Annotated in this window: 23 protein-coding genes and 1 pseudogene; 18 read left to right on the forward strand and 6 right to left on the reverse strand. The window is 60.5% G+C overall.

What is annotated here, in order from left to right; genetic code table 11:
- Nucleotides 1–2 precede the first annotated feature (2 nt).
- The 16 genes and pseudogenes from CUN63_RS24500 (at nucleotide 3) to ltrA (ending at nucleotide 14,850) form a co-directional block, all read left to right on the forward strand.
- Complete coding sequence (locus tag CUN63_RS24500; protein ID WP_129443218.1) at nucleotides 3–1,553, forward strand: ABC transporter substrate-binding protein; 1,551 nt, start codon at nucleotides 3–5, stop codon at nucleotides 1,551–1,553.
- Between the two features lie 15 nt (nucleotides 1,554–1,568).
- Nucleotides 1,569–2,522 carry a peptidylprolyl isomerase gene (locus CUN63_RS24505; protein WP_129443220.1) on the forward strand — a complete coding sequence of 318 codons (954 nt, stop codon included), beginning with the start codon at nucleotides 1,569–1,571 and terminating at the stop codon, nucleotides 2,520–2,522.
- Between the two features lie 225 nt (nucleotides 2,523–2,747).
- Nucleotides 2,748–3,281 carry a response regulator gene (locus tag CUN63_RS24510; RefSeq protein ID WP_129443222.1) on the forward strand — a complete coding sequence of 178 codons (534 nt, stop codon included), beginning with the start codon at nucleotides 2,748–2,750 and terminating at the stop codon, nucleotides 3,279–3,281.
- Between the two features lie 84 nt (nucleotides 3,282–3,365).
- A complete protein-coding gene (locus CUN63_RS24515) occupies nucleotides 3,366–5,072 on the forward strand; it encodes a GspE/PulE family protein (protein WP_129443224.1) in 1,707 nt (568 codons plus the stop codon).
- Nucleotides 5,053–5,856 (forward strand): hypothetical protein, encoded by an 804-nt coding sequence (locus CUN63_RS24520; RefSeq protein ID WP_129443226.1) that lies wholly within the window; start codon nucleotides 5,053–5,055, stop codon nucleotides 5,854–5,856. The genes CUN63_RS24515 and CUN63_RS24520 overlap by 20 nt, the downstream gene beginning before the upstream one ends.
- A 1-nt stretch (nucleotide 5,857) precedes the next feature.
- A complete protein-coding gene (locus tag CUN63_RS24525; protein ID WP_129443228.1) occupies nucleotides 5,858–6,403 on the forward strand; it encodes a PilN domain-containing protein in 546 nt (181 codons plus the stop codon).
- The gene (locus CUN63_RS24530; RefSeq protein WP_129443230.1) at nucleotides 6,390–6,938 is read left to right on the forward strand and encodes a GspMb/PilO family protein; all 549 of its coding nucleotides are present in this window, start codon (nucleotides 6,390–6,392) and stop codon (nucleotides 6,936–6,938) included. Before CUN63_RS24525 ends, CUN63_RS24530 begins: the two co-directional genes overlap by 14 nt.
- On the forward strand, nucleotides 6,938–7,459 hold the full coding sequence (locus tag CUN63_RS24535; RefSeq protein ID WP_129443232.1) for a hypothetical protein: 522 nt from the start codon (nucleotides 6,938–6,940) through the stop codon (nucleotides 7,457–7,459). Before CUN63_RS24530 ends, CUN63_RS24535 begins: the two co-directional genes overlap by 1 nt.
- Nucleotides 7,456–9,285 (forward strand): secretin N-terminal domain-containing protein, encoded by a 1,830-nt coding sequence (locus CUN63_RS24540; RefSeq protein ID WP_129443234.1) that lies wholly within the window; start codon nucleotides 7,456–7,458, stop codon nucleotides 9,283–9,285. The genes CUN63_RS24535 and CUN63_RS24540 overlap by 4 nt, the downstream gene beginning before the upstream one ends.
- Before the next feature lie 2 nt (nucleotides 9,286–9,287).
- Entirely contained in the window at nucleotides 9,288–9,761 is a 474-nt protein-coding gene (locus CUN63_RS24545; protein ID WP_056746580.1) for a type II secretion system protein, read from the forward strand.
- A 4-nt stretch (nucleotides 9,762–9,765) separates the two neighbouring features.
- Nucleotides 9,766–10,140, forward strand: coding sequence for a type II secretion system protein (locus CUN63_RS24550; protein ID WP_129443236.1), 375 nt, complete (start codon nucleotides 9,766–9,768; stop codon nucleotides 10,138–10,140).
- Nucleotides 10,115–10,651, forward strand: a complete 537-nt coding sequence (locus tag CUN63_RS24555) for a type II secretion system protein (protein ID WP_129443238.1) — start codon at nucleotides 10,115–10,117, stop codon at nucleotides 10,649–10,651. The genes CUN63_RS24550 and CUN63_RS24555 overlap by 26 nt, the downstream gene beginning before the upstream one ends.
- Nucleotides 10,652–10,655: 4 nt before the next feature.
- Nucleotides 10,656–11,048 (forward strand): curli production assembly/transport protein CsgE, encoded by a 393-nt coding sequence (gene csgE, locus CUN63_RS24560; RefSeq protein WP_129443240.1) that lies wholly within the window; start codon nucleotides 10,656–10,658, stop codon nucleotides 11,046–11,048.
- A complete protein-coding gene (locus CUN63_RS24565) occupies nucleotides 11,045–11,464 on the forward strand; it encodes a curli assembly protein CsgF (protein WP_129443242.1) in 420 nt (139 codons plus the stop codon). Before csgE ends, CUN63_RS24565 begins: the two co-directional genes overlap by 4 nt.
- 31 nt (nucleotides 11,465–11,495) lie before the next feature.
- Nucleotides 11,496–12,362 carry a CsgG/HfaB family protein gene (locus CUN63_RS24570; protein WP_056746588.1) on the forward strand — a complete coding sequence of 289 codons (867 nt, stop codon included), beginning with the start codon at nucleotides 11,496–11,498 and terminating at the stop codon, nucleotides 12,360–12,362.
- Between the two features lie 1,120 nt (nucleotides 12,363–13,482).
- Nucleotides 13,483–14,850 (forward strand): annotated as a pseudogene (gene ltrA / locus CUN63_RS24580) (group II intron reverse transcriptase/maturase).
- A 553-nt stretch (nucleotides 14,851–15,403) separates the two neighbouring features.
- On the opposite strand, the gene CUN63_RS24590 reads toward ltrA, so the two are convergent.
- Both CUN63_RS24590 and CUN63_RS24595 read right to left on the reverse strand, forming a co-directional pair.
- Complete coding sequence (locus CUN63_RS24590; protein ID WP_129443244.1) at nucleotides 15,404–15,787, reverse strand: hypothetical protein; 384 nt, start codon at nucleotides 15,785–15,787, stop codon at nucleotides 15,404–15,406.
- Nucleotides 15,787–17,112: a hypothetical protein gene (locus tag CUN63_RS24595; protein WP_129443246.1), complete on the reverse strand. Its 1,326-nt coding sequence runs from the start codon at nucleotides 17,110–17,112 to the stop codon at nucleotides 15,787–15,789. Before CUN63_RS24595 ends, CUN63_RS24590 begins: the two co-directional genes overlap by 1 nt.
- Before the next feature lie 559 nt (nucleotides 17,113–17,671).
- Between CUN63_RS24595 and CUN63_RS24600 the strand changes: the two genes are divergently transcribed.
- Entirely contained in the window at nucleotides 17,672–18,037 is a 366-nt protein-coding gene (locus CUN63_RS24600; protein ID WP_129443248.1) for a DUF6124 family protein, read from the forward strand.
- 61 nt (nucleotides 18,038–18,098) lie between these two features.
- Here the strand turns inward: CUN63_RS24600 and CUN63_RS24605 are convergent, their stop codons facing one another.
- From CUN63_RS24605 to CUN63_RS24620, 4 genes are read right to left on the reverse strand one after another with little or no spacing between them, the layout of a single operon-like run.
- Entirely contained in the window at nucleotides 18,099–19,478 is a 1,380-nt protein-coding gene (locus CUN63_RS24605; protein ID WP_129443250.1) for a curlin, read from the reverse strand.
- Between the two features lie 27 nt (nucleotides 19,479–19,505).
- Nucleotides 19,506–19,967, reverse strand: coding sequence for a curlin (locus CUN63_RS24610; RefSeq protein ID WP_129443252.1), 462 nt, complete (start codon nucleotides 19,965–19,967; stop codon nucleotides 19,506–19,508).
- A gap of 60 nt (nucleotides 19,968–20,027) precedes the next feature.
- Nucleotides 20,028–22,271, reverse strand: coding sequence for an Ig-like domain-containing protein (locus CUN63_RS24615; RefSeq protein WP_129443254.1), 2,244 nt, complete (start codon nucleotides 22,269–22,271; stop codon nucleotides 20,028–20,030).
- A gap of 35 nt (nucleotides 22,272–22,306) precedes the next feature.
- Nucleotides 22,307–23,653 (reverse strand): hypothetical protein, encoded by a 1,347-nt coding sequence (locus CUN63_RS24620; protein ID WP_129443256.1) that lies wholly within the window; start codon nucleotides 23,651–23,653, stop codon nucleotides 22,307–22,309.
- Nucleotides 23,654–23,936: 283 nt separating this feature from the next.
- Between CUN63_RS24620 and CUN63_RS24625 the strand changes: the two genes are divergently transcribed.
- Nucleotides 23,937–25,385, forward strand: coding sequence for an ATP-binding protein (locus CUN63_RS24625; RefSeq protein ID WP_129443258.1), 1,449 nt, complete (start codon nucleotides 23,937–23,939; stop codon nucleotides 25,383–25,385).
- The last annotated feature ends 170 nt before the right edge of the window (nucleotides 25,386–25,555 follow it).

The raw sequence follows: 25,555 nt of genomic DNA on the forward strand, positions 1-25,555 counted from the left end.
CCATGAGAACTTCACTCGCTCTCGGCCTGCTACTGCTTGGCGGCCTGCATTTCGCCGCTGATGCGTTGCCGCTGAGCCCTAACGAAAGCGCCGGCAAACGGCTGTATCGCGAGGGTGTGTCCGCGAGTGGCGAGCCGATCATGGCGCGGGTCGGGGCGGCGGACATACTGTTGCCCGCCACCAGCCTGCCGTGCGCCAACTGCCACGGCGCCGATGGCCTCGGGCGGCCCGAAGGCGGGGTGCGACCGCCGGATCTCAGCTGGTCGCGGCTCACCAGCACTTACGGCCAGCAGCAAATCAATGGCCGTAATTACCCGGCGTATACCGAAGGCACGTTGGCGCGGGCCATCCAGGAAGGGCGTGATCCGGGCAACAATCGGCTCGACCCGGCGATGCCGCGCTTCGTCCTGTCGATGAATGATCAGCGCAACCTCACGGCCTACCTCAAACGCGTGGCCGAGGACCGCGACCCCGGCCTGACCCCCGACAGTCTGCACCTGGGCACCTTGTTGCCAAGCCAGGGGCCGTTGAGCGAGGAGGGCGCCACGGTGGCGGCGGTGCTCCGGGGCAGCGTGGCGCGAATCAACGAAGCGGGCGGGATTCATGGCCGGCAGTTGCGCCTGACCATCGTCGATCCGGGCCCGGACAGCGCCAGTGCCGAGCAGGCGCTGGATCAATTGATCGAGCAGGAACAGGTGTTCGCCCTGATCGCGCCGCTGGCGCCGGCACTGGACTCGGACCTGGCCGCGCGCCTGGAACGGGCCGGCATTCCGCTGATCGGACCGCTGTCATTGCTGGGCACGGCGCAGGCCAGTCGGCAGATTTTCGAACCGCTGCCGGGGTTGCGCGAGCAACTGATCGCCCTGGCCGATTACGCCACCGTTAATTTACGGGTGATCCAGGGGCCGACGCTGATCACTTACCCGGACGAGCCCAGTCAACGGTTGGCGGCGCAGAGCCTCGGCCAGTACTTGCAGGATCACGACTGGCAAAAGGTCAGTCTGAAAGCCTACGACTCGGCGCAAGACGAACTGCCACTGGGCTCGCGTTCGGTGTTTTACCTGGGCAGCGGCGGCGGTTTCAGTCGCCTCGCCGAGCGCTTGCAGGCGGCGGGGCAGGTGCCTTATCTGTTCGCTGCGTCGAACCAGGTGGCGGGTGATCTGTTGCAGGTGCCCAGTGATTTTTCCCGGCGGGTGTTTCTGGCTTATCCGTTCGTGCCCAGTGACTGGACGCTGGCCGGACGCCTGGCCCTGACCCAACTGCGCGAACGCCAGGGGCTCGGCGGTCAGCACGCGATGCTGCAAGTCGGCGCGTTCAGTTCGATGTTGCTGTTCAGCGAAGGCATGAAACAGGCCGGGCGCGACGCCAGCCGCGAGAAACTCATCAGTGCGCTGGAAGGCCTGCATGACTTCGATACCGGGCTGACCCCGCTGATCAGCTTCGGTCCCGGTCGCCGGCTCGGTTTGCGTGGCGCGCATATCGTCACCGTGGACTTGCCCGGCCAGCGCTTTTATCTGGTCGCGCCCTATAAACCCATTGCCGCTACACCCTGACTGGAGGTCTCGATCATGCCGCTCAAGACTCTGTTGCTCCTGCTCACGCTGTGGGTTCCCGTGGCGTTCTGCAGCAATGGCCCGGCCGCCGCGCGGGTCAATGGCGAGGTAATTTCCGCGTTTCGCCTGGAGCGTTATTTCGCCGAATACCTGGAGGATCAGGGCCGGGCGGTGGGCAGCATCCGCAACCCAAAGGCCTACAAGCAATTACGTCAGGCGGCACTGACAGCCTTGATTGACAAAGAATTGCTGTGGCAAGAAGCCGTCAAGCGCGGAGTGGTGGTCAGTGCCGCTGTGGTGCAACGCCAGGTCGATCAGACCCGGCAGGCCATGGGCGGTGCCGACTTGTTCGCCCGGCGCCTGGAAGAGGCCGGTTTCGACGAAGTCGGTTACACCGAGTACACCCGCCGTGAGCTCGCGGCCCAGCAAGTGTTTGCCGACCTCACCCAGGTCGCCGGGCCTGACGAAAAACAGGTCCGTGCGTTCTATGAAGAGCATCGCGTCGAGATGAGCCGGCCGGAGCAAATCCAGGCACGGCACATCCTGATCAAAGTGCCTCAAGGCGCGGATGCCGCCGCAGTTGAAGCTGCCCGGCTACGCTTAGAGGAGATGCGGGTGAAAATCAGTGCGGGTGAGGATTTTGCCAGCGTGGCCCGGGCCGGTTCCGAAGATGCTTCTGCGAGCGAGGGCGGTGATCTGGGCTATTTCCCTCGTGGACGGATGATGCCTGAATTCGAAGCAGCGGCTTTTGCCCTGGCACCGGGGGCTGTCAGTACACCGGTGCGTACACCGCTGGGCTGGCATTTGATCTACTTGCAGAACCACTTGGAGGCGACCGATGTCTCAGAGGTGCAAGGGCTTGAAATGGTCCGGGCTTACCTTGCCCGACAGCAACAGGCTCATGCTCGTCTACAGGTTCTGGCGCAGCTGCGATCGAGCAATCGAATTGAACGGATTGACGATGATTGAAGGTTCCCCCCCCCAATAATGGGGAAAAGCTTCAAGACACCTCCGAGCGCTTCCCCCGCCTTTGGGGGACAGGGTTCCTGGACGAAATGGTTTTTTCATGAAAATCAACGACGTGCAACGGTAAAAAAACCGGCGCTCAGCCTGGCATGAAGTGTGCGTTAGCCTCAGTGAAGGCGCGTACTCCCAGGGCTGGAACATCGGACCTGCGGTTTCAAGGAGTCGACCTTGTTAAACAAAGTACTGGTTGTCGAAGACGAACAGCTCCTTGCCGAAAACCTCAAGGATTACCTTCAGGCGCAAGAGCTCGACGTCCGGATTGCACATGACGGTGTGACAGGTATCGGTGAAGCCGAACAGTTTGCACCCGATGTGATGGTGTTCGATTACCGCTTGCCCGACATGGAAGGCTTTGAGGTGCTCGATGCTGTCCGCCAGAACAGGAAGTGTCATTTTGTGCTGATTACCGGGCACCCAACCGCTGAAGTCTGTGAGCGGGCCCGGCAACTGGGAGTCAGCCATATCCTGTTCAAACCGTTTCCATTGGCGGAGTTGGCCCGAGCAGTCTGCGACCTTCTGGGGATGGAGCGCGAACCCAAAGCAGGCATGAGTAATTCGCAAGGTTTTGTCGAACGACGCCAGAGCAGGACCGAGAGTTTCCCGCTGCAGTTGTACGACGGCAGTTGGGTGCTGGCAGATCGTCGACGAAGTCTATCGACCTCCAAGGCACCAGGCGACGAACAATTGCTCACCGGGGAGTAGTGGCGCGACAAGACGTTCCGGCATCCGCCGCAATGGCCTGCCGCGTCGACAGGGCTCAAAGCCCCCGGCGTTGGAGAGCATGCCATGGACCGTCTATTCCTTGCCGTCGAACCGGTGCTGTTGGACTGTGTACCGTCTCGCTTTTCCAGTGAGCAACTGGCCCAGGCACGCTCCCTGGCCGCCAGTTCCGGCGAACGGGTACTGGAAGCCCTCGGGGTGTTGTGCGAACTGGCCCCCATGCCCTTCATCCAGTGCCTCGGCGCGACCCTGCATTATCCGGTGCTCGACACCGACAGCCTGTTCAAAGCCACTCCGGTGTTCGACCGGGTCACCCTGGCCCAATGCCTCAAACGCGAATTCATCCTGCTGCGTCACGACGATGCGGTCATCGGTGTGTTTGCCGACCCCTTCGATACCTCACGCCTGGCCTGGATCGACGACTGCCTGCACGGTGCGCCGCTGTACCTGGTGCATGCCGACGACCTGAAAGCCTACCTGGCACGCCACGAAGAGAGCTTCCACGCCGTGGAGTCGCTCAACGCCCAGGCCGACGCCAATGTCGAAATCGATACCCTGCAAAGCCTGTCCCTGACCAGCATCAGCGAGGACGCCAGCGTCGTCGTCAAACTGGTCAACTCGACCCTCTACGACGCGCTGAAAATGCACGCCAGCGATATCCATCTGGGCACCACCGGCAGCGGCCTGGTGATCAAGTACCGGATCGATGGCGTGCTGAACAACATCAGCAAAATCCAGGGCAGCGAATTCGCCGAGCAAGTGATTTCCCGGGTCAAGGTCATGGCCGAACTGGACATCGGTGAAAAACGCGTGCCCCAGGACGGTCGCTTCAAGATCGGCATCAGCGGCCGGCAGATCGACTTTCGGGTGTCGATCATGCCGAGCATCTTCGGCGAAGACGCGGTGCTGCGGGTCCTCGACAAACAGGACCTGGCCGACAAGGTCTGCGGCGTGCAGTTGCAAGCCCTGGGCTTCGAAGAAGAAACCCTGCGCCATCTGCGTCGGCTGGCGGCCGAACCTTACGGCATGGTGCTGGTGACCGGCCCCACCGGTAGCGGCAAAACCACCACGCTGTACGCGATGATCAGCGAGATCAACCACGGCGTGGAAAAGATCATCACCATTGAAGACCCGGTGGAATACCAACTGCCGGGCGTGCTGCAAATCCCGGTCAACGAAAAGAAAGGCCTGACCTTCGCCCGTGGTTTGCGCTCGATCCTGCGCCATGACCCGGACAAGATCATGGTCGGTGAAATCCGCGACCCCGACACCGCGCAGATCGCCGTGCAATCGGCGCTCACCGGGCACCTGGTGTTCACCACCATTCACGCCAACAACGTGTTCGACGTGATCGGCCGTTTCACCCAGATGGAAATCGACCCTTACAGCCTGGTGTCGGCACTCAATGCGGTGCTGGCCCAGCGTTTGATCCGACTGGTTTGCTCCAGTTGCAGCGCGCCGGCTTACCCAACTGATGAAGAATTGCGCCTCTCCGGTCTCGATCCGCAACAGGTCGATCACTACCACTTCGTCCACGGCAAGGGCTGCGGCCATTGCCGGGGCACCGGTTACCGCGGGCGTACGGCGATTGCCGAACTGCTGCACCTCGACGACGAGCTGCGGCAAATGATCGTCGAACGCCAACCCATTTCGAAAATCAAGGCCCTGGCGTGCAGCCGTGGCTTGCGCCTGTTGCGCGAGTCGGCACTGGAGCTGGTTGCAGAGGGGCGGACCACGCTCGAGGAGATCAATCGTGTCACTTTTATCTCGTGATCGTTTTGTCGCCGTGCTCGGCGCCAGTGGTGTCGGTCTGGGTCAGCGCCGTGGCAGTGAAACCCTGTGGCTGGGCAGCGTCGGCTTTATCGACGAAGGTTTCCATGCCTGGGCCGTGGCGCTGGAAACCCTCGACCGTCTGCTGGGCGAACACACCCGTCCCGGTGCCGAATTGAGTGTGGTGATCTCCGGGCACTTCAGCCGCTTCTGTCTGGTGCCGTGGAGCGAACAGATCAGCAGCCCTGCCGAATTGCTCGGGTTTGCCCAATTGTGTTTCGAAGACCTTTACGGCGTACCGCCGCAACCCTGGAGCATGGTGTTGTCCGCTGAGCCGGCGGGTTATGACCGGGTCGCCACCGCGCTGCCGCAGGACTTGCTGACGCATCTGCGCACGCTGGTCACGGGTCGTGGCCTGCGCCTGCGTTCGGTGCAGCCGTACCTGATGGCGGCGTTCAATCATTTCGATAAAAGCTTCGACGCCGGCGACTTCCTGTTCGTGGTCGCCGAGCCGGTGCGCAGTGTGTTGCTGCTGGCCCGGGAAGGGCGCTGGGCATCGGTGCGTTCGGTCGGCAGCAGCGACAGCGACGTCGCGTTGACCGCGTTGATCGGTCGTGAAAGCCAATTGCAGGCGTCCACCAGCGAGCGACCGCTGAATGTTTACCTGCACGCGCCGGCACGCATTGACTCGCACCCTGACGTACCCGGTGTGCACCTGCGCACACTCAAAGAAGGCCGGGCATCCGTACGCGATTGTTTGTACGTCATGTCCCGGGCGGTGGCCTGACATGCGCGCCTTGATGCTCGACTTTCAGCCGCGCCGCCGCTCGGGCCCTTTGGGCTGGAGCCTGCTGGTCGGTGGCGTGGTGCTGACGCTGGGTTGCTTCTTGGTTCAGCAGCACCTCAGTGATCAGGCCGCGCAACAGCAAGGCCACTTGCAAACCACTCAGCGCGTACTCACCGGCGACACGGGCGGCAAGGTCAGCCTGACCCCGGCCGAAACCCGCGAACAGGCGCACAACCTGGCCGAGATGCGCAAGGTGTCCCAGCAATTGCGCCGGCCTTGGGAGCGTCTGTTCGCCATGCTCGAAGCCATGCCCCGGGACGACATTGCCTTGCTGACCCTGACGCCGGATGCCCGCAAAGGCCTGGTGCGAATCAGCGCCGAGGCGCGGAACCTGGAAGCCATGCTCGACTTCCACCGCAGCCTCGAAGCCAGCGACGAGCTGTCCGATGTGTCGCTGCTCAGCCACGAAATCGTCGCGAACGTGCCGGAACACCCGGTGCAATTCAACCTGTCGGCTAGCTGGGAGATTGGCGATGCAAATCCCTAGATTGATCGTCCACGAATACCTGCAAGGCCTGGGCATTCCCGGCCTGGCAGGGCTGGCGATGTTGCTGCTGGCGCTGGTGTATGGCTTGGTGGGCCTGATGCCGGACTGGCAGTCGCTGCAAACACTCAGCCAGCAGACGCGCGAAGCCGGCGAGTACCTGGCCAAAGTCGAAGACGGCAGTGTTGCCGCTCCGGTGGTGCCGCAACGTCAGCTCGACGACTTCCGCAGCAAGTTGCCGTCCCAGCCGCAGGCCACCGTGGCCATCGACAAGATTTACGCACTGGCGGCTCAGGAGCACATCACCCTGGCCCGTGGCGAATATTCCCTGGGCATCGACCCCAAGACGCACCTGGCCCGTTATCAGATTCTGCTGCCGGTGCGCGGCAGCTACCCGCAACTGCGGCGCTTCCTGCACGCCTTGCTCGGCCAGTTACCGGCGGTGGTGGTGGAGGACGTGGAGTTCCAGCGTAAAAAAATCGCCGACACCGACCTGACCGGGCGGATCCGCATGACCCTTTACCTGTCGAGGTCATGATGAATACCAAACGCGCAGTGGGTTGGGTGGCGTTCTTCGGCGTGGCGGCGGCGCTGACCTGGTTGCCTGAATACTTCACGTCGTCGTCCGAGGAGGGCGATGCTTCGGTGGCCGCCGTGGCCACCCCGACCAACAGCAAAACCCGTGGAGTGCTGCCCGCAACATCCGCCGGCAAAACATCGGCAGCGATCAAGGACCTGAGCCCGGTTGGCGACCTGTTCGCCGCCCGCAGCTGGACGGCTGCGCCGCAGCTCGCCACCGTCACCGAACAACCCGTCAACCTGACCCCGGAGGTGCAAGTCCCCACTGCACCACCGATGCCTTTCCAGTTCATTGGCAAGCTGAACGACCGTTCCGACCTGCAAGTGTTTTTGCAGAGCGGCGAAAAAATATACGTCGTGCGCAAGGGGGATGTGATCGACGACACCTGGCGGATCGAGGGGATTTCCGACATGGAACTCAGCTTTGTCTATCTGCCTCTGCATTTGTCTCAGACTTTGTCTGTGGGGAGCACGCAATGAACAGATCCCGTTTGCTGATAAACCTTTGCCTGTGTGCAGGACTGGCCGCGTGCAGTTCGGCGCAGGTTGCCAAGCAAGAGGCGACCGACCTGATGGAGTCGGGACAGTACGAAGCGGGCCTGGCCCGCATCGAGGAAGGGCTGAAGGAAAACCCTCGCAACACCGAGCTGCACCTGGCCCTGAACAGTGGCCGTGCCCGTGCAGTGACGGCGCTGTTGACCCAGGGCGACATGGATCGCGCCCAGCGTGATTTCGCGTCTGCCCGCCAGGCTTTCGGCCGGGTGTTGACCATCGAACCGAACAACCGCCGTGCCCAGGACTCGCTGCGCCAGCTCGATCACATGCGCAGCCTGGATGAAAAACTCGAACTGGCCCGCGGCGACCTGCGTCGCGGCGATATCTACGGCGCCGACCGCCAGGTGAAACAAATCCTCGAACTGGACCCGAAAAATGAAGGGGCCCTGGAGTTGCAAAGCAATGTCCGACTGGTACAAAGCCGCAACGTGGTTCCGTATCCACAACTGCGGACCCGTCTCGATCGGCCGGTGACCCTGGAATTTCGCGAAGCCAACCTGAAAACCATCTTCGAAGTGCTGTCGCAGGTCGCCGGTTTGAACTTCATCTTCGACAAGGACCTGCGCCCGGACATGAAAGCCACCATCTTCGTGCGTGACGTGCGCATCGAAGACGCCGTGGAACTGCTGCTGCAACAGAACCAGCTGCACCAGAAAGTGGTGAACGAAAACACCCTGCTGATCTACCCGGACTCACCGCAGAAGCTCAAGGATTACCAAGAGCTGGTGATGCGCACCTTCTACCTGACTAGCATCGATGCCAACACCGCGCTGAACATGATCAAAACCATGCTCAAGACCCGCGATGTGTTCGTCGACGAACGCCTCAATACCCTGACCATGCGCGACTCTGAAGACGCTGTCCGCATGGCTGAAAAACTCCTGCAATCGCAGGACCAGTCCAACCCTGAAGTGGTGCTGGAAGTGGAGGTGATGGAAGTCGCCACCCAGCGGATTCTCGACCTTGGCCTGCAATGGCCGAACACCTTCGGCGTGGTCAACAGTGATGGCTCGGCCGTGACCCTGCTTGACCAACTCAAAGGCATCAACTCCAGCCGGATCTCCATCTCGCCGTCGCCGCAGGCCAAGATCAACGCCCAGGACAACGACATCAACACCCTCGCCAGCCCGGTGATTCGCGTCAGCAACCGCGAACAGGCGCGCATCCACATTGGTCAGCGCGTGCCGATCATCAGCGCCACCTCGGTGCCTTCGACTCAAGGGCCGGTGATCACCGAAAGCGTCACCTACCTCGATGTCGGTCTTAAACTTGAAGTACAGCCGACCGTGCACCTGAACAACGAAGTGGCGATCAAAATCGCCCTGGAAGTGAGTAACGCCACGCCACTGGAGCCGACCCGCCAGGGCACGATTCCGGTTCAGGTCGACACCCGCAACGCCCAGACCACCCTGCGTCTGCATGACGGCGAAACCCAGATCCTCGCCGGCCTGATGCGCGACGACCATGGCGCCACCGGCAACAAAATCCCCGGCCTTGGCGACATTCCAGGTCTTGGCCGCTTGTTTGGCAGCAACAAGGACACGGTCGGCAAGTCGGAACTGGTGCTGTCGATCACGCCGCGGATCGTGCGCAACCTGCCGTACCAGAGCCCGTCGGACATGGAGTTCACCACCGGCACTGAAACCAGCATGCACATCCAGGCACCGGAACGTGGGATGGACTCGGCGAGTCCCACAGAGAGCCTCGGTACTCCGGTTGCATCCACCCGCGTTGTCGTCGAGAAGCCTTGATCATGAACGCCTCGCAACGCGGTTTTACCCTGATCGAAGTCGTGGTGACGCTGGCCTTGATCGGCCTGCTGGCTGGCATGGCTGCGCCGCTGACCGAGACCGTGGTGCGCCGGGGCAAGGAGCAGGAACTGCGCACGGCGCTGTATCAGATTCGCGATGCCATCGACGCCTACAAACGTGCGTTCGACGCTGGCTACATCGAGAAATCCCTGAACAGCAGCGGCTACCCGCCGAACCTGCAAGTGCTGGTGGACGGTGTGCGCGATGTGCGCAGCGCCAAGGGTGCCAAGTTCTTCTTTTTACGGCGCGTGCCCCATGATCCGCTGGCGCCGGTCAAGCGTAACGACGAAGGCGGCTGGGGCGTGCGCTCCTACGACAGCACGGCTCAAAACCCGCGCGAAGGCGAAGACGTTTTTGACGTCTACTCCAAGGCGCGCGGCAAGGGGCTCAACGGCATCGCCTACCGGGAGTGGTGAGATTATGCGTCGGGAAAAGGGTTTTACCCTGCTGGAACTGATGGTGGTCATGGCAATCATCGCCACCCTGATGACCATCGCCTTGCCACGCTATTTCAACAGCCTCGAGGCCTCGAAAGAGACCACGCTGCGCCAGAGCCTGTCGGCCATGCGCGAAGCACTGGACCATTACTACGGCGACACCGGGCGTTATCCCGACTCCATCGAACAGCTGGTCGAACAGCGTTACCTGCGCAACCCGCCGATGGACCCGATCGCTGAACGCAAAGACCTCTGGGTGCTGGTGGCGCCGCCTGACGGCGTCCCGGGCGGAGTCGCCGATATCAAAAGCGGGGCCACAGGGAGGGCGCGTGATGGCAGCCTTTATTCCGAGTGGTAAGCCCTCGAATGAGGCCGGGTTCACTTACCTGGGCGTGCTGTTTCTGATCATGTTGATGGGCATGGGCCTGGCCAGCGCTGGCCAGTTGTGGTCCACCGCGTCGCGCCGTGATCGTGAACGGCAGTTGCTCTGGGTCGGCACTCAATACGCCCAGGCCTTGCGCAGTTATTACCGCAGTTCGCCTGGCCTGGCCCAGTACCCCAAAGAGCTGGCGGACCTGATGCAGGACGAGCGTTTTCCGTCGCCCAAACACCACTTGCGCAACCTCTACCCGGACCCGATTGGTGGCGGCGAATGGACGTTGCTGCGCGGTTTTGACGGACGCATCACCGGCCTCAGCAGCCCCTCCACGGACACGCCGCTCAAGCAGGCGGATTTTCCCACTCAATGGTCGGACTTCACCGGCATGGCGAGCTACAAGGACTGGCAGTTCGTGGCCGAGAAGGCCTTCCTCGATGGCGCGTCCGCGCCCAAAGGCCAATCCCAAACGCCTCAGGCGTTGGGGCGCTGATGCCATGAACAGACACTGGCTAGCGGCCCTGGCCCTGATGCTGATGACGTCCTTCGTGTCGGCTGGCGAAGAAGACGAAATGATGGGTTTTATCGTCGACGACACGATCTCGCACATCGGCCACGACTTTTACTACTCGTTCAGTGAACGCCTGCGTGCCACCAGTCCGATGGATTTCAACCTGGTGGTGCGTGAACGACCTTCGGCACGCTGGGGCAGCCTGGTGACCGTGGAATATCAGCAACGATTGGTTTATCGGCGCTTCCTGCCGCCGAACACCGTGGAGTTGAAGGACGAGGCCTATGAGGCTGCCGATCTGGTCCGCGTGCAGATCGTCCAGCGCAAGCTGGAAACCTTGTTGCAGGACACCACCGACCTTGAGAGGGACGAACTATGAACACTGGAGCTTTCTCTAAACGCACGGGCATGTGGTTATTAGGGTTGGGCAGCTGCGGGCTGGTCCAGGCCACGGAGCTGGTCTACACGCCGGTCAACCCGTCGTTTGGCGGCAACCCGTTGAACGGGACCTGGTTGCTCAACAACGCCCAGGCGCAGAACGATTACGACGACCCTGACTTGAAGAACCGTACCAGCGCGGCCGGCACGTCGGCCCTGGAGCGCTTCACCAGTCAGCTGCAATCACGGCTGCTAGGGCAGTTGATGGACAACATCTCCGCGGGCAATGCCGGGAGCCTGACCACTGACGCTTTTGTTGTGAACGTCATCGACGACTCCGGTGCACTGACTATTGAAGTGACCGACCGAGCGACCGGTGAAGTTTCCGAAATCCAGGTGAATGGCCTGGCCCCTTGACGGGGACTTGGATCGATGGGGAGTCAAGGACATGAAAAAAATAATAGCGCTGGGGCTGATGTTGGCGGCATTACAAGGGTGCAGTTTGCGCGAGCCGATGGGGGCCGAGCAGGACACTGAATCACCGACCCTGACACCTCGGGCGTCGACCTATTACGACTTGCTGAACATGCCACGACCCAAGGGGCGGTTGATGGCGGTGGTGTATGGCTTCCGGGATCAGACCGGGCAGTACAAACCGACTCCGGCCAGTTCGTTTTCCACCAGCGTGACCCAGGGCGCGGCGAGCATGTTGATGGATGCGTTGCAGGCCAGTGGCTGGTTTGTGGTGCTGGAACGTGAGGGGCTGCAGAACCTGTTGACCGAGCGCAAGATCATTCGCGCGTCGCAGAAAAAGCCCAATACGCCGGTGAATATCCAGGGTGAGTTGCCACCGTTGCAGGCGGCCAATTTGATGCTTGAGGGCGGGATTATTGCCTATGACACCAACGTGCGCAGCGGCGGGGAAGGGGCGCGGTATCTGGGGATTGATATTTCCCGGGAGTATCGGGTGGATCAGGTGTCGGTGAATCTTCGTGCTGTCGATGTGCGCAGTGGGCAGGTGTTGGCCAATGTGATGACCAGCAAGACGATTTACTCTGTCGGGCGCAGTGCGGGGGTGTTCAAGTTTATCGAGTTCAAGAAGTTGCTCGAAGCCGAGGTTGGCTACACCACGAACGAGCCGGCGCAGTTGTGTGTGTTATCGGCGATCGAGGCGGCCGTTGGGCATTTGCTGGCGCAGGGGATTGAGCGGCGGTTGTGGCAGGTGGCCGGGGATAATTCTTCGCCTGATAACAATGCGACGCTTGACCGCTATTTGACCCAGAACAAGGTTGTTCCTGAAGGTGAGGAAGAGTGAGCCGAGGCGGCCTTCGGGCCGACCTGGTTTTTGTTGATGTACCCGATCCCTCTGTAGGAGCTGACGAAGGCTGCGATCTTTTGATCTCGACCTAGGCGGCCTGAAAGCCGACCTGTTCTTGCGGATGTACCTGCAACCATTGTGGGAGCTGGCTTGTCGGGTCGCCGCATCGCTGCGAAGGCGGCCTGATAGCCGACCTATTTCTTTCAGGTGTACATATCCATTCCTGCGGCAACGGCCGCTAATGGTTTCGCTTTTACAGCGAGTCCCTTTTTCAAACGCCAAAAAGGAACCAAAAGGCTTCGCCCCAGCGTCCGGCCCCTCGCTTAGGCTCGGCGTTCCTTCGTTCCGGCATTCATCTGGGGGCATCGCCTCCGGTCGGCTTCGCTTCGACCTCCTCTCGATGTGTTCGACTGCGTCGAACGGCGCTGCGCGCCTGACCCCCAGATGAACACCTCCACTCAGCCTCCCGAAGGGGCGGGCAGATCAAAAGCAGGCGAGGCGAGCTAACGCTCGGCCTCGTTGTTTGGTTGGGGGTTCGCAGGTCTGATTTTTTGTGGGAGCGAGCCTGCTCGCGAAGGCGGTCTGACAGCCGACCAGTCTCCCTCAGATGTACCCAGTCCAACTGTGGGAGCGAGCCTGCTCGCGAAGGCGGCCTAATAGCCGACCTATTTCTTTCAGGTGTACATATCCATTCCTGCGGTAACGGCCGCTAATGGTTTCGCTCTTACAGCGAGTCCCTTGTGCGCCCAGCATGGGCGCCATCCTAGAGGTGAAAATCCTCTCTTGAGCTGGCCACAGCGAATGAAGCGAAGCGCAACTGCATGAGGGCGACCGAGTGTGGGAAGGAAGCGTGGAACGTAAACCGCGAGCCGAGGTACACGAACCGCATCTGAGGCGTCACCGGTCAGGGCGAGCAGCCAAGTGACTGCGAAGCTCTTGTGGCCAAAGTCCCGGGGACGTAAATGCGGCGGTTGTGCGGTGAAGGATGGCGTTCTTACCTGGGGAGATCTCGCCTCATGCCTGAAAGGGCGACGGCGCAAGCCGGAGCGAGAAGTCAGCAGAGGCCATAGTAGCTGCGTTGCAGCGAAGGGCCGAACGAGAAGGAGTGAGGTTCACCATGGCGATACAACAAGCCTTGCATCAGATGCCCGGGAAACCGGGGCGGGACGGAGCTGCAACGGGTGAAACCCGACGCGAAGCGTCCAGCGATGAAGCCGGTTGTCCGCGTCATGACCTGAGCCACACGGGGTCAGGGCTTCTGCAAGAAGCCCTGACCAGAGAGAACCTGCAACTGGCGCTCAAGCGAGTTCGGTCCAATAAAGGTGCTGCGGGCGTCGACGGTCTTGGGATCGATGAGACGGTCGAGCATCTGAAAACGGCCTGGCCCGTGATACGGGCGCAGTTGCTGGCGGGAACGTACCGGCCAAGTCCGGTGCGCAGAGTTCTGATCCCAAAACCGGAGGGTGGCGAGCGCAAGCTGGGCATCCCGACGGTGACGGACAGACTGATCCAACAGGCGCTGTTACAGGTTTTGCAGCCTCTGTTGGCCCCGGGATTCAGTGATCATAGCTATGGTTTTCGTCCCGGTCGCAGCGCTCACCAAGCGGTACTGGCGGCGCAGCAATACATTCACTCGGGGCGGGACATTGTGGTGGACGTCGATCTGGAGCAGTTCTTCGATCACGTTGATCATGACCTTTTGATCGCTCGACTGAGCAGGAAGGTGACCGACTGAGGCGTTCTGGGTCTGGTCCGGGCCTATCTGAACAGCGGGACGTTGATCGACGGCGTAGTGGTCGCCAGTGAGCGAGGGACGCCGCAAGGTGGCCCCCTTTCACCATTGCTGGCCAATGTATTGCTGGACGAGGTGGACAAGGAATTGGAGCGACGAGGCCATTGCTTCGTCAGGTATGCGGACGATGCGAACGTTTACGTACGCAGCCTCAAGGCCGGTCAGCGGGTAATGGCAGTGCTCCGTCGCCTTTATGACCGACTTAGGCTGCAAGTGAACGAGAGCAAGAGCGCGATTGCCAGTGCGTTTGGCCGCAAGTTTCTGGGCTACGGCTTTTGGCTGTCAGCTCAAGGCGAGGTCAAACGCTGGGTGGCAAGCAAAGCGCTACAGACGTTCAAAAGCCGCATCCGACAGCTGACGTCTCGAAATGGAGGCCGAAGCCTGTCGCAAGTGGTGGAAGGTCTGAGACCCTACCTACTGGGCTGGAAAGCGTATTTCGGTTTATCGCAAACCCCTCGCCTTTGGCATAGGTTCGATGAATGGATACGCCGACGACTCAGGGCCATCCAGCTCAAACAATGGAAAACCGGAAGGAGAACGTACGGTGAACTGCGCAAACTTGGAGCAAACCCTGACTTGGCAGCGGCGATAGCCGGCAACAGCCACAGGTTCTGGCACAACAGTGTCGGTCTGATCCATGGAGTGCTGACGGTGGCGTGGTTCGACCGGTTGGGTCTACCTCGACTCTGCTGACCTCAACTTCTCGAACCGCCCGGTGCGGACCCGCATGCCGGGTGGTGTGGCAGGGGCACGGCCAGATGGCCGTCCCCTATGCCGATTTGGCAAACGCCCCAAAAGGAACCAAAAGGTCTCGCCCCAAGCGTCCGGCCCCTCGCTTAGGCTCGGCGTTCCTTCGCTCCGGCGTCCATCTGGGGGCATCGCCTCCGGTTGGCTTCGCTTCAACCTCCTCTCGATGTGTTCGACTTCGTCGAACGGCGCTGCGCGCCTGCCCCCCAGATGAACACCTCCACTCAGCCTCCCGAAGGGGCGGGTGGATCAAGATCAAAAGCGGCAGGCGAGCTAACGCTCGGCCTGTTGAGTGGTGAGAAGCGAAAGGCGAACACCAATCCCCTGTGGGAGCGAGCTTGCTCGCGATGGCGGCCTGATAGCCGACCAATCTCACACAGGGTGTACGGCCAGTAGCCCGGTGGCCTTCCCCAGCGCCCAAAGCGCTACCAAACCGAAGCATGAACAGGCAGTAAATCTCAGGGACTCGTATTGGGTCGTAGAATTAGCTGCTGGTTCTTCATTTGAGTAGGCCGGTGTATTTCCCATATAGCCAAAGAACCACCACCGCCCCTGTAACGAAATAGGCAATATGAAATGGATACGCTGCCCAGCGCTTGAGCCTTTTAGGCAACCGTTTCACTTCTTCAACTGATAAGGGTTCCTGGCGCTGAATTTTTTTAGACGAGATTAAAGCGCTGATTGCGGCCAGACGAAAAATTCTTCCATGATGCCCCGTGCCCCACGTGAGGCGGTTGACGCATATGGAATCCAGTTGCTTGAAATGCTTTTCCAGCGCTTCGAGTTTTGTGTGAGCAGCATAAAAAATGATAGCTACGTCGAAAAGGCTCAGCAGGATAAGCGCTCCCCAGACCCAGGCGAGTGTTGTTCTAGTGAGTTCCATTATTCAGAATGCTCATAGAGTTCTTGCCCAATCAGTTCGCTGCCGTCGGTCATCAGCGTTCCGGTTCCGGTGGCGCCTACCGCGCCGGCAACGAGTACACAAACGAGTTTTCCGAGCCCTTTTACTTTTGCACACACAGCGGTGCCTATTTTCGAGCCTGCTGCACCCCCGGCGACAGCTCCGGCTGTACCGCCCACCATTTTTGCGCCCTCAACAAATTTCATTTGCTTGCATTCATCCTCGCGACCAGTAGTGCATACCTCATGAATTTTTAAACTGGATGCGCCTAACTGCAGACCAATCCCGACATAACCACCGGCTTTCATATATTTTGCTGCTCGTGAGACACCCTCAATGTTCGTTGCGTACCCAGGCAACTGTGTTGGTGCCCCAGCCTTGTCCCAACGATGAATCGTTCTGCGAGTTGATAACCCCAAGGCTCGCTTGAGTTTCGGGTGATCCGCAATGCCGGTGCCTTTGCGTACGAGTGACCCAAGGCTGGCATCAAGCTTCGCCATAAGTCGTTTACGCTTGGAAAAAAACTCTGGCGAATGCAGATTGCGGTACTGGCGATATTGTTGCTGATGCAGTTCCTCCAGTTCTTTGAGGGCATTTTTCAAGCCCTCCAGATGCTGCCCAATCATGAACGACGCCACACCCAGCGATCCCGCCGACACTTCCAGAAACGGCTCTATAACCTCATGGTGCTCAACCATAAACGAAGCTTCCTCATCACTCAGATCCTTGAGCACTTCGTTAACCTTTTCCGCAGCGATCATCATCTGCGCCTCTTCACGCCGGCACATGTAGTGCCGTGAATCGCTGAAGATCACCATTTGCCCCGGTTTCACCCTTTCGCCGAGATGGCGATTGAGCGAACGAAATTCGCGACGTAACGCATCGCTTGGCGAGCTCTCGTACAGCGAGCGTTCCAGCGACTCAAGACTCATGGGCTTTTCAACTATATAAAATCCCGACTCCGCCGGTTTGGGCTGCGTGAAGGCGTGATCTTCGACCAGATGTTGCGCCGGGGGTGGTTCGGGTTGTGTCTTGAATCCATTCCATGAACCGCCACTGTTATCCAGATTGACGCGAGGCGTGACCATCACCCAATCGCCGTTGCTCACGGCCTGAATCAGTTTTTGCTGGTGGGCGGTCTGCATGTAGTTGGAGTGGTTGGCGCCCACGGCATTCAGCAGGTCGTCGAAGCCTTGTAAGTCGTACGGGTAGTTCAGGGCTTGGCGAAGGGCGTCGATGGCTTGATGGCTGTCGAGTACCTGGCCGCGCTGGCCAGCGAGTTGGTGTTGGGGGATGAGTTTGGTCACGCTTGTCGCCCAGTCCTTGGAAACGGGGCACTTTGGCGATCACGCTCTGGGGTGGATGCCGGGGGATTCTGTTTGGCTTGTAGGGGAAGTCCGAATTTTTCTCGGTGTTTGGGGGAGGGTGGTTTGTCAGTGGATTACTGGCTGAATGACAGGGCCAATCGCGGGCAAGCCACGCTCCCACAGGGAATATGTGCTGATTTGAGGAGTGTGTTTAATAGTGTTTAACGTTACTTCCTGAAAGCTACAGACCCTTGCGCCGTTGCCTACGACTACGCCAGAATCCGCCGGCTTGTGCGCTTTGGCCCTGGTCTTTATCGTTTACCCATCGCTGCCAATTCAGCGATCGGGTTTAGCGACCCGACCTGGTATAAGTGCAACAATGCACCCGTCTTTATTGCAGGCGATGTTATGTCCGCATTCGATATGGTGGCTGTGCGCGGGAGACCCTCGGGTCTGCCGGGTCTTATACCTCTCGGTTCGCTAACCCGCGTACGGCCGCCACCCTTACTTGTTTAGCGACAGGTACTGGTGGTTCCATCAGGTATAACGGAGCTTCCCCATGTTCAAACCCACACCCAATCCCCCAGAAACCGACACCGTTTCCCCCTACGCGTCACCCGATTCAAAAAAACTCCACGAAGCCGCCGACCGCGCCCTCGACCATTACCTCAATCCCCACAAAGACACACCCGAACGCAAGGTCAGGACGATGTTCGTCATCGCGCCGGACATCGATACCGAAAGCCTGTTGGCCCACGCCTGTGAATCGTTGGCTTCCGCCAGTGTCATGGCTACTGATTTCGCGGTGTTTGTGGAGGGGCCGCAGCGCAGCATGTTGTTGGGCATCCAGCAGGTCATCATGCTGGCCGACCTGGCGGTGAATCGGGCGTTGGATAACATCGATCCGCAAGACTCACCCACGTAGCTGATCGGCACAGACAAAAAAACCGCGACCCTCCAAGGACCGCGGTTTTTTTGCAGCGCGATTATTGCTGTAGCACGGTTGCCCGGTTGTCGTTGCCCATTTGCTGCACGGTCGCAGTCTGGGTCATGCCACTCTGAGTGACGCTGGCAATGTTGCCGGTGCCGCCCTGAGTGACGTAGGCCACGTTCATGGTGCCGGACTGGTCGAAGTCGGTGGTGTTGCCAGTGCCGGTGCTACTGCCCTGAGCCAGGTTGGTGGTGCCGCGCTGGTCGGCGATGAGGATGTTGTCGCTGCCGTTCTGGTCGAAGTACAGCTCGTTGTAGTTTTCAGCCTGTTTGACCGTGGTTTTGTTGCCGGTGCCCGTCTGGCTGGTGGTCATGATGTGGCCGACGCCGTCTTGTTTGAAGCTGGCGGTGTTGTTATTGCCGGCTTGGGTAATGGTTGCGCGTTGGTTACTGCCGAACTGGCCGCCCAGTTGCGGGCCTTTCCAGTTGCTGGCGTAGACCTTGTTTTCAGTGCCCACGGAGGTAGCGTTCAACACTTGGCTGTCGCCGCTTTGATAGGTGAAGTGCACGTTGCCGGTACCTTGCTGGTACAGCGCCAGGACCGAGCCGATGGAGTCGAACTGGTCCGCATAAATTGCGTTGAGGTCGCCGACTTGCAGCACCTGGGCGACGTTGTTTTCGCCGAAGCTCTGGTCGACCACGGTCTCGTTGGTTTTCCCGTACTGGTTGACGGTGGCCTCGCTGGCGGTTTGCCCGCCTTGCCAGACTTCGGCGCCGTTGAAGTCGCCGAACTGGTTGATGGTCACGGTACCGCCGTTGCCATCGCGCTGGTCGCCATAGGCGTAGTTGCCTTCGCCCGCCTGGTTGAGATTGATCTGGCCGCCCATGTGGGCGATTTGTTCGGCGGTGGCGTAGTTGGCGGTGCCGTACTGGATGATCACTGCGTTGTTGGCAGTGCCCAGTTGGATCTGTTCGATATTGGCCTCGTTGCTGTCACCAAACTGGAAGGTTTGACCTTGGGTGCCTTCCTGACTGTCCTGATAAATGAACGAGAAGTTGCCGCTGCCCTGCTGTTGTTGCAGCGCTTCGTTGCCGCCCATGCCGATCGACTGGCTGGCATGGCTGGTGTTGGAGCTGCCGACCTGTTGCTGGGTGATGGTGCTGCCGTTTTCGAACAGTTGCTCGGCGTAACCGGCGTTGTAGTCGCCGAGTTGATCCTGGGTGATGGTGCCGGTGGCGTTGTCTTGCACCGCTGCGGCATCGTTGCCCTCGCCGAGTTGCTGCTGGGTGGCGGTACTGAACGGGGCCGCGGTCTGTTTCACGTCGGCGATGTTGGCGGTACCGACCTGGTCCTGGGTGGAAACGCTGTCGTCGGCCATCGCCTGGGCACTGAGTAGGACCAGGATGGTGGCGGTGAGGGGCGTCAGTTTGAACATGATGAAACCTCCATGTGGTGCAGTGCTTTAGCGGTATTGTTTGACCGAAACGCTCATGCCGTTTCCGGATTGGGTCACGGCGCTTGAAAGCCCCGTGCCGGCCTGGTCGATGCTGGCGTCGTTGTTGTTGCCGTTCTGGGAAATCTGCGCGCGGTTGTGGCTGCCGTTTTGCGTGATTGAGGCGGCGTTGCCACTGCCTTGCTGGGTGATCATTGCCATCAGGTCGCTACCTTGCTGCAGGATGTAGGCTTCCTGATTACTGCCCGACTGGACGATGCGACCGAGCAGCGACTGGCCGTTCTGTTGCAACAGCGCAACGTTGGCCTGGCCGTTCTGATCGATCAGTGCTTGCTGGCCAATCGGTGGTGGTAACTCGCCGAGGTCGGCGCCGGGGGCCAGGTCGTCGTTCTCCATCAAATCGTCGGCGCGCGCGCCCGCACTGCTGCAGAGCAGAAGCAGGCAGAGCAGGGCGGCGGTCGAGGTTTTCATGGTTGCGTCCTTTGGGAAGAGGCCGGCCCCACCCACCGAATCGGCGGGTGGGGCGAGGGCTCAGTTCGAGATCACCGAGACCGTGCGCACGGTGCCTTGGGACGAGGTGATGGTGGCTGTCGGGTTCGCCGATGGAATCACCGCCGTGGTGTTGTTCACTGTCAGCCTCCAGCGACCGGTCGCCGGTACCGTGGTGGTGCCCAGGGTTGCCAGCCCGGTCGGGGTGGAGACCTTGATGGTGATGGTGTTGCCGGTGGTCACCGATGAGGTGCCTGCAAAGTCCCAGGTGAAGCGGTTGTTGGAGCGAGCCGACACCGTTGCCGTGGTCACCGTGAAGGTTTCCGCAGCAGGCCTTGGCGAGACTTGCACGGTGACCGTGGCCGGTGTCGACAGGGCGCCGAAGCTGTCCCGGGCGATGTAGGTGAAGGTCGTGGTGAAGGCCGTCGTGACCGTGGCCGGTGGGGTGTAGGTGATCACAGTACCGTTGCTGCTGACGGTGCCACGACCCGCCGCAGGTTGGGTCAGGCTGGCGACCGCCAAAGGCACGTTGCCTTCCGGATCGGTGTCGTTGGCCAACACGTTGATCGGTATCGCCACGCCCAGGGTCGCGACGGCGTCGGCGACTGCCACCGGTGGCCGGTTAGGCGCCACGGTGATGGTCACGGTCGCTGGGGTAGTCGAAGCCAGGCCTTTGATGTCTTGAGCCTTGTAGGTGAAGGTCGTGGTTAACGGCACAGTGACCACGGCGGGCGGGGTGTAGACCACCGCAGTCGTGCCGCTCAACGCCACGGTGCCCTGGCCGGCGGCCGGTTGGGTCAGCGCGGTGATGCTCAGTGGCGTGTTGCCGTCCGGGTCGCTGTCGTTGGCCAGCAGGTTGAGGGTGATCGGCACGCCGAAGCTGGTGCTGCCGGTGTCGGCCACAGACAGTGGCGCCTGGTTCTCGCCGGTATCCGGTGCGGTACCGACAACCACGACGGGCTCGGTATCGCTGCCGCCCGCGGCGGATTTTACCGTGACGGTGGCGGGTGGCTGGGTCAGGTCGGCGATGGTGATTTTTTGCAGAGTGCCGGATTTCGACAGACGTCCGTAACCCTGCGCGACCATGTCTGGCACCGCCACTTCGTCAGTGGACGTGGCCTCGATCAGCAGGCTGTGATTGCTCCAGTTGTAGCGAGCGGTCTGGATTTTCACCAGGTCAACGAGCTTGCTCGAGACCGCCGTAGGGCGGGTGGTGCCGGCCGGGTTGGTGGCGGTGAGCACCACGACCGGAGGCACGGGGCCGCTGAGCAGGTGTTGACCGAAGTACAACCCGGTGCCGTCACCCACCATGTTGATCAGGCATGGCGTAGGCGGTGGGCCTGGCACAAGGGCGAGGGTTTCGCGGAAGCACAATGTAGAGCTGTTGTCCGCTTTGCCAAAGACTTCGACCCGGGTGCTGGTACCGGTGCCCGAGGCGATGCGACGGTAGGTTGCACGGCTAAGGTCGACATGGGTTTGCGCACGGTTGTCGAGGACTTTACCGGCCAGCGTGAACAGGTTGCTTTGGATCGTGCCGGCCGGGCCCTGGATGCGCACAAAGTTGGTGTTGTTGGGGCTGCCGGTGACTTGTTCGGTGAGGTTCGGGTCGCCGACGAAGGTTTCGATTGCGCCGGTGTCCGGGTTCACTTCGGTATAGGGGCCGTTGACGCTGCGCAGGAATGGCCCGATAGCACCGTTGAGTGCCCCGCTGAAATTCCCCGCCGGACCTACGCCGATGTCTCTGGTGATGTTGATTGCGCGACGACCGGGGGTGGTGACGTTGACCGTTTCCACGCCATAAGGGTGAGTAATGGTGTAGGTCCCGGCGACGGGCACGTTTATCCGCATACGAATCCGCGCAAAGCTGATTTGATCGCCATCGAGCGGATTTCCGCCGGCAAAAGCTGCTTCTATCCCGGCCACGTAGGCGTCCATTCCATAGCCAGCGGCATTGTTGGGAATGTTCATCCCGGCGAGGAACCAGAAGGCTTCGTCTGGCCAGTTATCCGGGAACACCATCGGCAGGGTGTCGTCGAAAATGCCCGGTGTCGGCAGCAGGGTGCACATGTAGGCCGGTGGCGTGGCAGCCGGTACCCGCGAACTGGTGGCTCGGGATTGGCACAGTTCCATCGACAGCAGATTGTTGTCCTGATACCAGATCGGGAATTTCCCCGAGGCAAAGGTATAAGGACCGGGGTCGACGGCAGCGAGTTGCGCGAATGCACTGCCGGACAGCGATAGAGTCAGTCCCAGGGCGTTGAGCGCCAGGCGTGGCCAATTGTTCATGATGCCTCCTGATGAGGAACTGGGCATGTGAGCGTTCATTGCACGATGACCACTTCTTCGGTGTCGCTGCCGCCATTGGATGACGTCACTCGAACCTTGGCCGGTGGTATCGGCGAGATGCCGGTGGCCAGGGATTTCACTGCGCCATCGCCACTGAGGGCGCCAATGGCGACACCTGTGCCAGAGGTGGCTGTGAGCACCGGTGGCGAAGTTTCGTCGCTGGTCGAGGCCACGACCGTTATTTGCCCGGTGCTGAGGCTGTATTCGGCACGTGAAATCACCACCAGGTCCGTCAGGGGCATGGGTAAGGTGGTCGGTGTGCTGCTAGCGATGGCCAGGTGGTTGTCGGCGGTCACTTGCAACGTGCTCGGCAAGCTGGGGTTGGTCGAAGATTGCGCATACCAGTTGCCGGTGGTGTTGGCCTCGGTAAGGTTCAACACCGGGTTGTTGCTGTCCAGAGTCACTTTGGCCGGTGGCGGCGGGGCCAGGGCGAACACGTCTTGCTGAGCCACCGGAGCGCTGGCGCCGGGTTTGCGCGAGTAGGTGCTGCGCTGGGTGATCAATGGCGTCGGCCGTGCCATTGTCGCCAACTTGCCGGAGATGGCCATCACCGTCGTGCGCAAATCCAGCCCGTTGGGGCCTTCAATGCGTATGTAGTTGGTATTGAAAGGGCTGCCGGTGAAGGCTTCCACCAGGTTCGGGTCGCCGACGAATTGCTCGGCTGAACCGGTGACCGGATTGGTCTCGGTGTAGGGGCCATTGACGCTGCGCAGGAACGGCCCGACATCGCCCTTAAGGGCACCGTCGTAGGTTTTCGGCACGCCGATGCCGATATCCCGGGTCATGTTGATCGCCCGACGCCCGGGGGTGTCGACGTTGAAGACATCGACGCCGTAGGGGTGGGTAATGACGTAGGTGCCCGCGGTCGGTACATCGACACGCAGGCGGATGCGGGCGAAGCTGATCTGGTCACCTTCGACCGGGTCGCCACCACTGAAGGCGGCTTCAACGGCGCTGACGTAGGTCAGGTCGATACCTCGGGCTGCGTCGACGATGGTGCCGTCGCCGGTGAACCAGAACGCCTCATCAGGGAAGTTGGTCGGGAAGACGAGCGGTTGCGTGTCGTCGAAGATCCCGGGTGCCGGCAGCAAGTTGCACATGTACGTCGGTGCGCCCGGTGCGCTGGGCACTCGCGAGCTGACAGCCTTGGACAGGCAAAGATCGAGGGTTCGACCGTGAGTGTCCTGATACCAGGCAGCGAACGAGCCGTTGGCTTGCACGTAGGGGCCTGGGTCGACGGCAAACAGCGCCGCCTGGGCGACGCCTTGGGCCAGTGCGCTAACGACCAGGGCGGCCGCGGTTTTGGACAGTAAAGGGTGCATGAGTTAAGCCCTCTATATATCGAAATGCCTGCCCCATGGAGACGGGTCAGTTGAGAGGGCTTCGGCAACTTCCATACCAACCGTCGAAAACGGCCGGTAGAGGCCCGAGTCATGGGCGTGTCACTCACAAACGGCATCGGAGCGCGGTTTTTGGGAGCGGGCCTCTGTCCCCAGGATTGGGGGGAGATGGGGATAAGGAGTAAGTGGGGGGACGAGACCCAACGTCGGGCAAACGGCCATGAGTGGGCTATAACCCTATAGGGGAATCGTCGGGAACACGTCCATGGACATGCCTACTCAAACACTTCAGGCCGAGGAGGGTGATGTTTGCCTGAGCTCGCGCAAGCAGCCGTTCAATTTATTGCGCTGGTTTTCGCTCATCAGCATGGCGGTGATTGGCACGGTGGCGGTGGCGTTGGGGTCGGTGTCCACCCGGTTCGTGATTACCGAAAGCGTGCAACGCGATGCGTTGTTGACGTCCCAGTTCATTCAGGCGATTGCCTCGGTCGAGGTGCGCCACGTATCGATTCCCAACGTGCGGACCATGGGCGAGCTGCTCGATCCGCGCAAAGACAAGGACTTTTCCGACGTCGACCCGCTGGCCCGCGCCATTGCCCGGGGCGAATTCCTTGACCATATCGAGCACTTGCCGGACGTGATCCTGGCCAATATCTATGCCCCCGACCGCAGGGTGATCTGGTCGACCAACCCGGCGTTAATGGGCACTACGATCCATGCCGACGAAGACCTCGATCAAGCCTTTGCTTCCAAAATTCCGGTGTCGGCCAGCTATCACGATGTGAACAAGAGCCGCATGGAACAGAAGTTTGTGGCGCCCCCGGAATACATCTTCATCGAGAACTACATTCCGTTGTTCGATGTCGACGGCAAGAACGTCACGGCGATGGTCGAGATCTACAAGGAACCCAAGGACCTGATCAGCCGCATGGAGCGCGGCCTGGTGCTGATCTGGCTGGCCACTGCGCTGGGCGGCGGGCTGATTTACCTGGGGCTCTACTGGATAGTGCGCCGGGCTGCCATTTTGCTGGCGGCGCAACAAAAGCAACTGATCACCAACGAAACCTTGGTCGTCCTGGGCGAAATGTCGTCGGCGGTCGCCCACAGTTTGCGTAATCCGCTGGCGACCATCCGTTCAAGCGCCGAACTGGCGCTGGAATTCGACAGCGGCCCGGCCCACAAGAACATCAACGACATCATCGGCCAAGTGGATCGCATGTCGAAGTGGGTGAGGGAGCTGCTGCAATCCTTGCGTCCGCTCAACGATGACGCCGAGCCTGTCAATCTGGTGGCGGCGCTGCATGACAGCCTGATGGCCTTCGAGCATCAAATCACCAAAGCCTCGGTCCATGTGGTGTTCGACCCGAAGCTGACGCCCATGGTCCTTAGCCAGCAGGTGCAGTTGACGCAGATCCTCAACAGTTTGCTGGCCAATGCACTGGAAGCCATGGACAAGAGCGGCACGTTAATCATCACATTGGAGCCGACCGATTCCCGTGGCCTCAGCGTGGTGGTGAGCGACACCGGCAAAGGCATGAACGAAGAACAGCGCAGCATGGCCTTCCGGCCGTTTTTCACCACCAAACAAGGTGGGCTGGGTGTCGGGCTGGTGCTGGTCAAGCGGATCATGGAGCGGTTTGGCGGTGCGGTGGCCCTGGAAAGCCGTGAAGGCGAGGGCACGAGTGTCCGTCTGTCGTTCAAATTGGTCCCCTGAAAAAGGGTGTGAACTTTCCCCGTTAGTGGGTGTCATTCCCCAGTCGTTTTCCCCGGTTATGGCACATTGATGTTGATAAGTCATTGTTTTGTTAAGTATTAATACTTTTGTAAATAACGGTTACAGATCTGGCGAGGTCCTTGCAAAACCCCCATTACCCCCTTCACGAC

The organism is Pseudomonas sp. ACM7, from assembly GCF_004136015.1.
Classification (GTDB): domain Bacteria; phylum Pseudomonadota; class Gammaproteobacteria; order Pseudomonadales; family Pseudomonadaceae; genus Aquipseudomonas; species Aquipseudomonas frigoris.

Bases quoted from the DNA above. Each gene is read 5' to 3' on its own strand.
- CUN63_RS24500 (WP_129443218.1), top strand. From the start codon at position 3: ATGAGAACTTCACTCGCTCTCGGCCTGCTACTGCTTGGCGGCCTGCAT.
- CUN63_RS24505 (WP_129443220.1), top strand. From the start codon at position 1,569: ATGCCGCTCAAGACTCTGTTGCTCCTGCTCACGCTGTGGGTTCCCGTG.
- CUN63_RS24515 (WP_129443224.1), top strand. From the start codon at position 3,366: ATGGACCGTCTATTCCTTGCCGTCGAACCGGTGCTGTTGGACTGTGTA.
- CUN63_RS24525 (WP_129443228.1), top strand. From the start codon at position 5,858: ATGCGCGCCTTGATGCTCGACTTTCAGCCGCGCCGCCGCTCGGGCCCT.
- CUN63_RS24530 (WP_129443230.1), top strand. From the start codon at position 6,390: ATGCAAATCCCTAGATTGATCGTCCACGAATACCTGCAAGGCCTGGGC.
- CUN63_RS24535 (WP_129443232.1), top strand. From the start codon at position 6,938: ATGAATACCAAACGCGCAGTGGGTTGGGTGGCGTTCTTCGGCGTGGCG.
- CUN63_RS24540 (WP_129443234.1), top strand. From the start codon at position 7,456: ATGAACAGATCCCGTTTGCTGATAAACCTTTGCCTGTGTGCAGGACTG.
- CUN63_RS24545 (WP_056746580.1), top strand. From the start codon at position 9,288: ATGAACGCCTCGCAACGCGGTTTTACCCTGATCGAAGTCGTGGTGACG.
- CUN63_RS24550 (WP_129443236.1), top strand. From the start codon at position 9,766: ATGCGTCGGGAAAAGGGTTTTACCCTGCTGGAACTGATGGTGGTCATG.
- CUN63_RS24555 (WP_129443238.1), top strand. From the start codon at position 10,115: ATGGCAGCCTTTATTCCGAGTGGTAAGCCCTCGAATGAGGCCGGGTTC.
- csgE (WP_129443240.1), top strand. From the start codon at position 10,656: ATGAACAGACACTGGCTAGCGGCCCTGGCCCTGATGCTGATGACGTCC.
- CUN63_RS24565 (WP_129443242.1), top strand. From the start codon at position 11,045: ATGAACACTGGAGCTTTCTCTAAACGCACGGGCATGTGGTTATTAGGG.
- CUN63_RS24570 (WP_056746588.1), top strand. From the start codon at position 11,496: ATGAAAAAAATAATAGCGCTGGGGCTGATGTTGGCGGCATTACAAGGG.
- CUN63_RS24590 (WP_129443244.1), bottom strand. From the start codon at position 15,787: ATGGAACTCACTAGAACAACACTCGCCTGGGTCTGGGGAGCGCTTATC.
- CUN63_RS24600 (WP_129443248.1), top strand. From the start codon at position 17,672: ATGTTCAAACCCACACCCAATCCCCCAGAAACCGACACCGTTTCCCCC.
- CUN63_RS24605 (WP_129443250.1), bottom strand. From the start codon at position 19,478: ATGTTCAAACTGACGCCCCTCACCGCCACCATCCTGGTCCTACTCAGT.
- CUN63_RS24610 (WP_129443252.1), bottom strand. From the start codon at position 19,967: ATGAAAACCTCGACCGCCGCCCTGCTCTGCCTGCTTCTGCTCTGCAGC.
- CUN63_RS24615 (WP_129443254.1), bottom strand. From the start codon at position 22,271: ATGAACAATTGGCCACGCCTGGCGCTCAACGCCCTGGGACTGACTCTA.
- CUN63_RS24620 (WP_129443256.1), bottom strand. From the start codon at position 23,653: ATGCACCCTTTACTGTCCAAAACCGCGGCCGCCCTGGTCGTTAGCGCA.
- CUN63_RS24625 (WP_129443258.1), top strand. From the start codon at position 23,937: ATGGACATGCCTACTCAAACACTTCAGGCCGAGGAGGGTGATGTTTGC.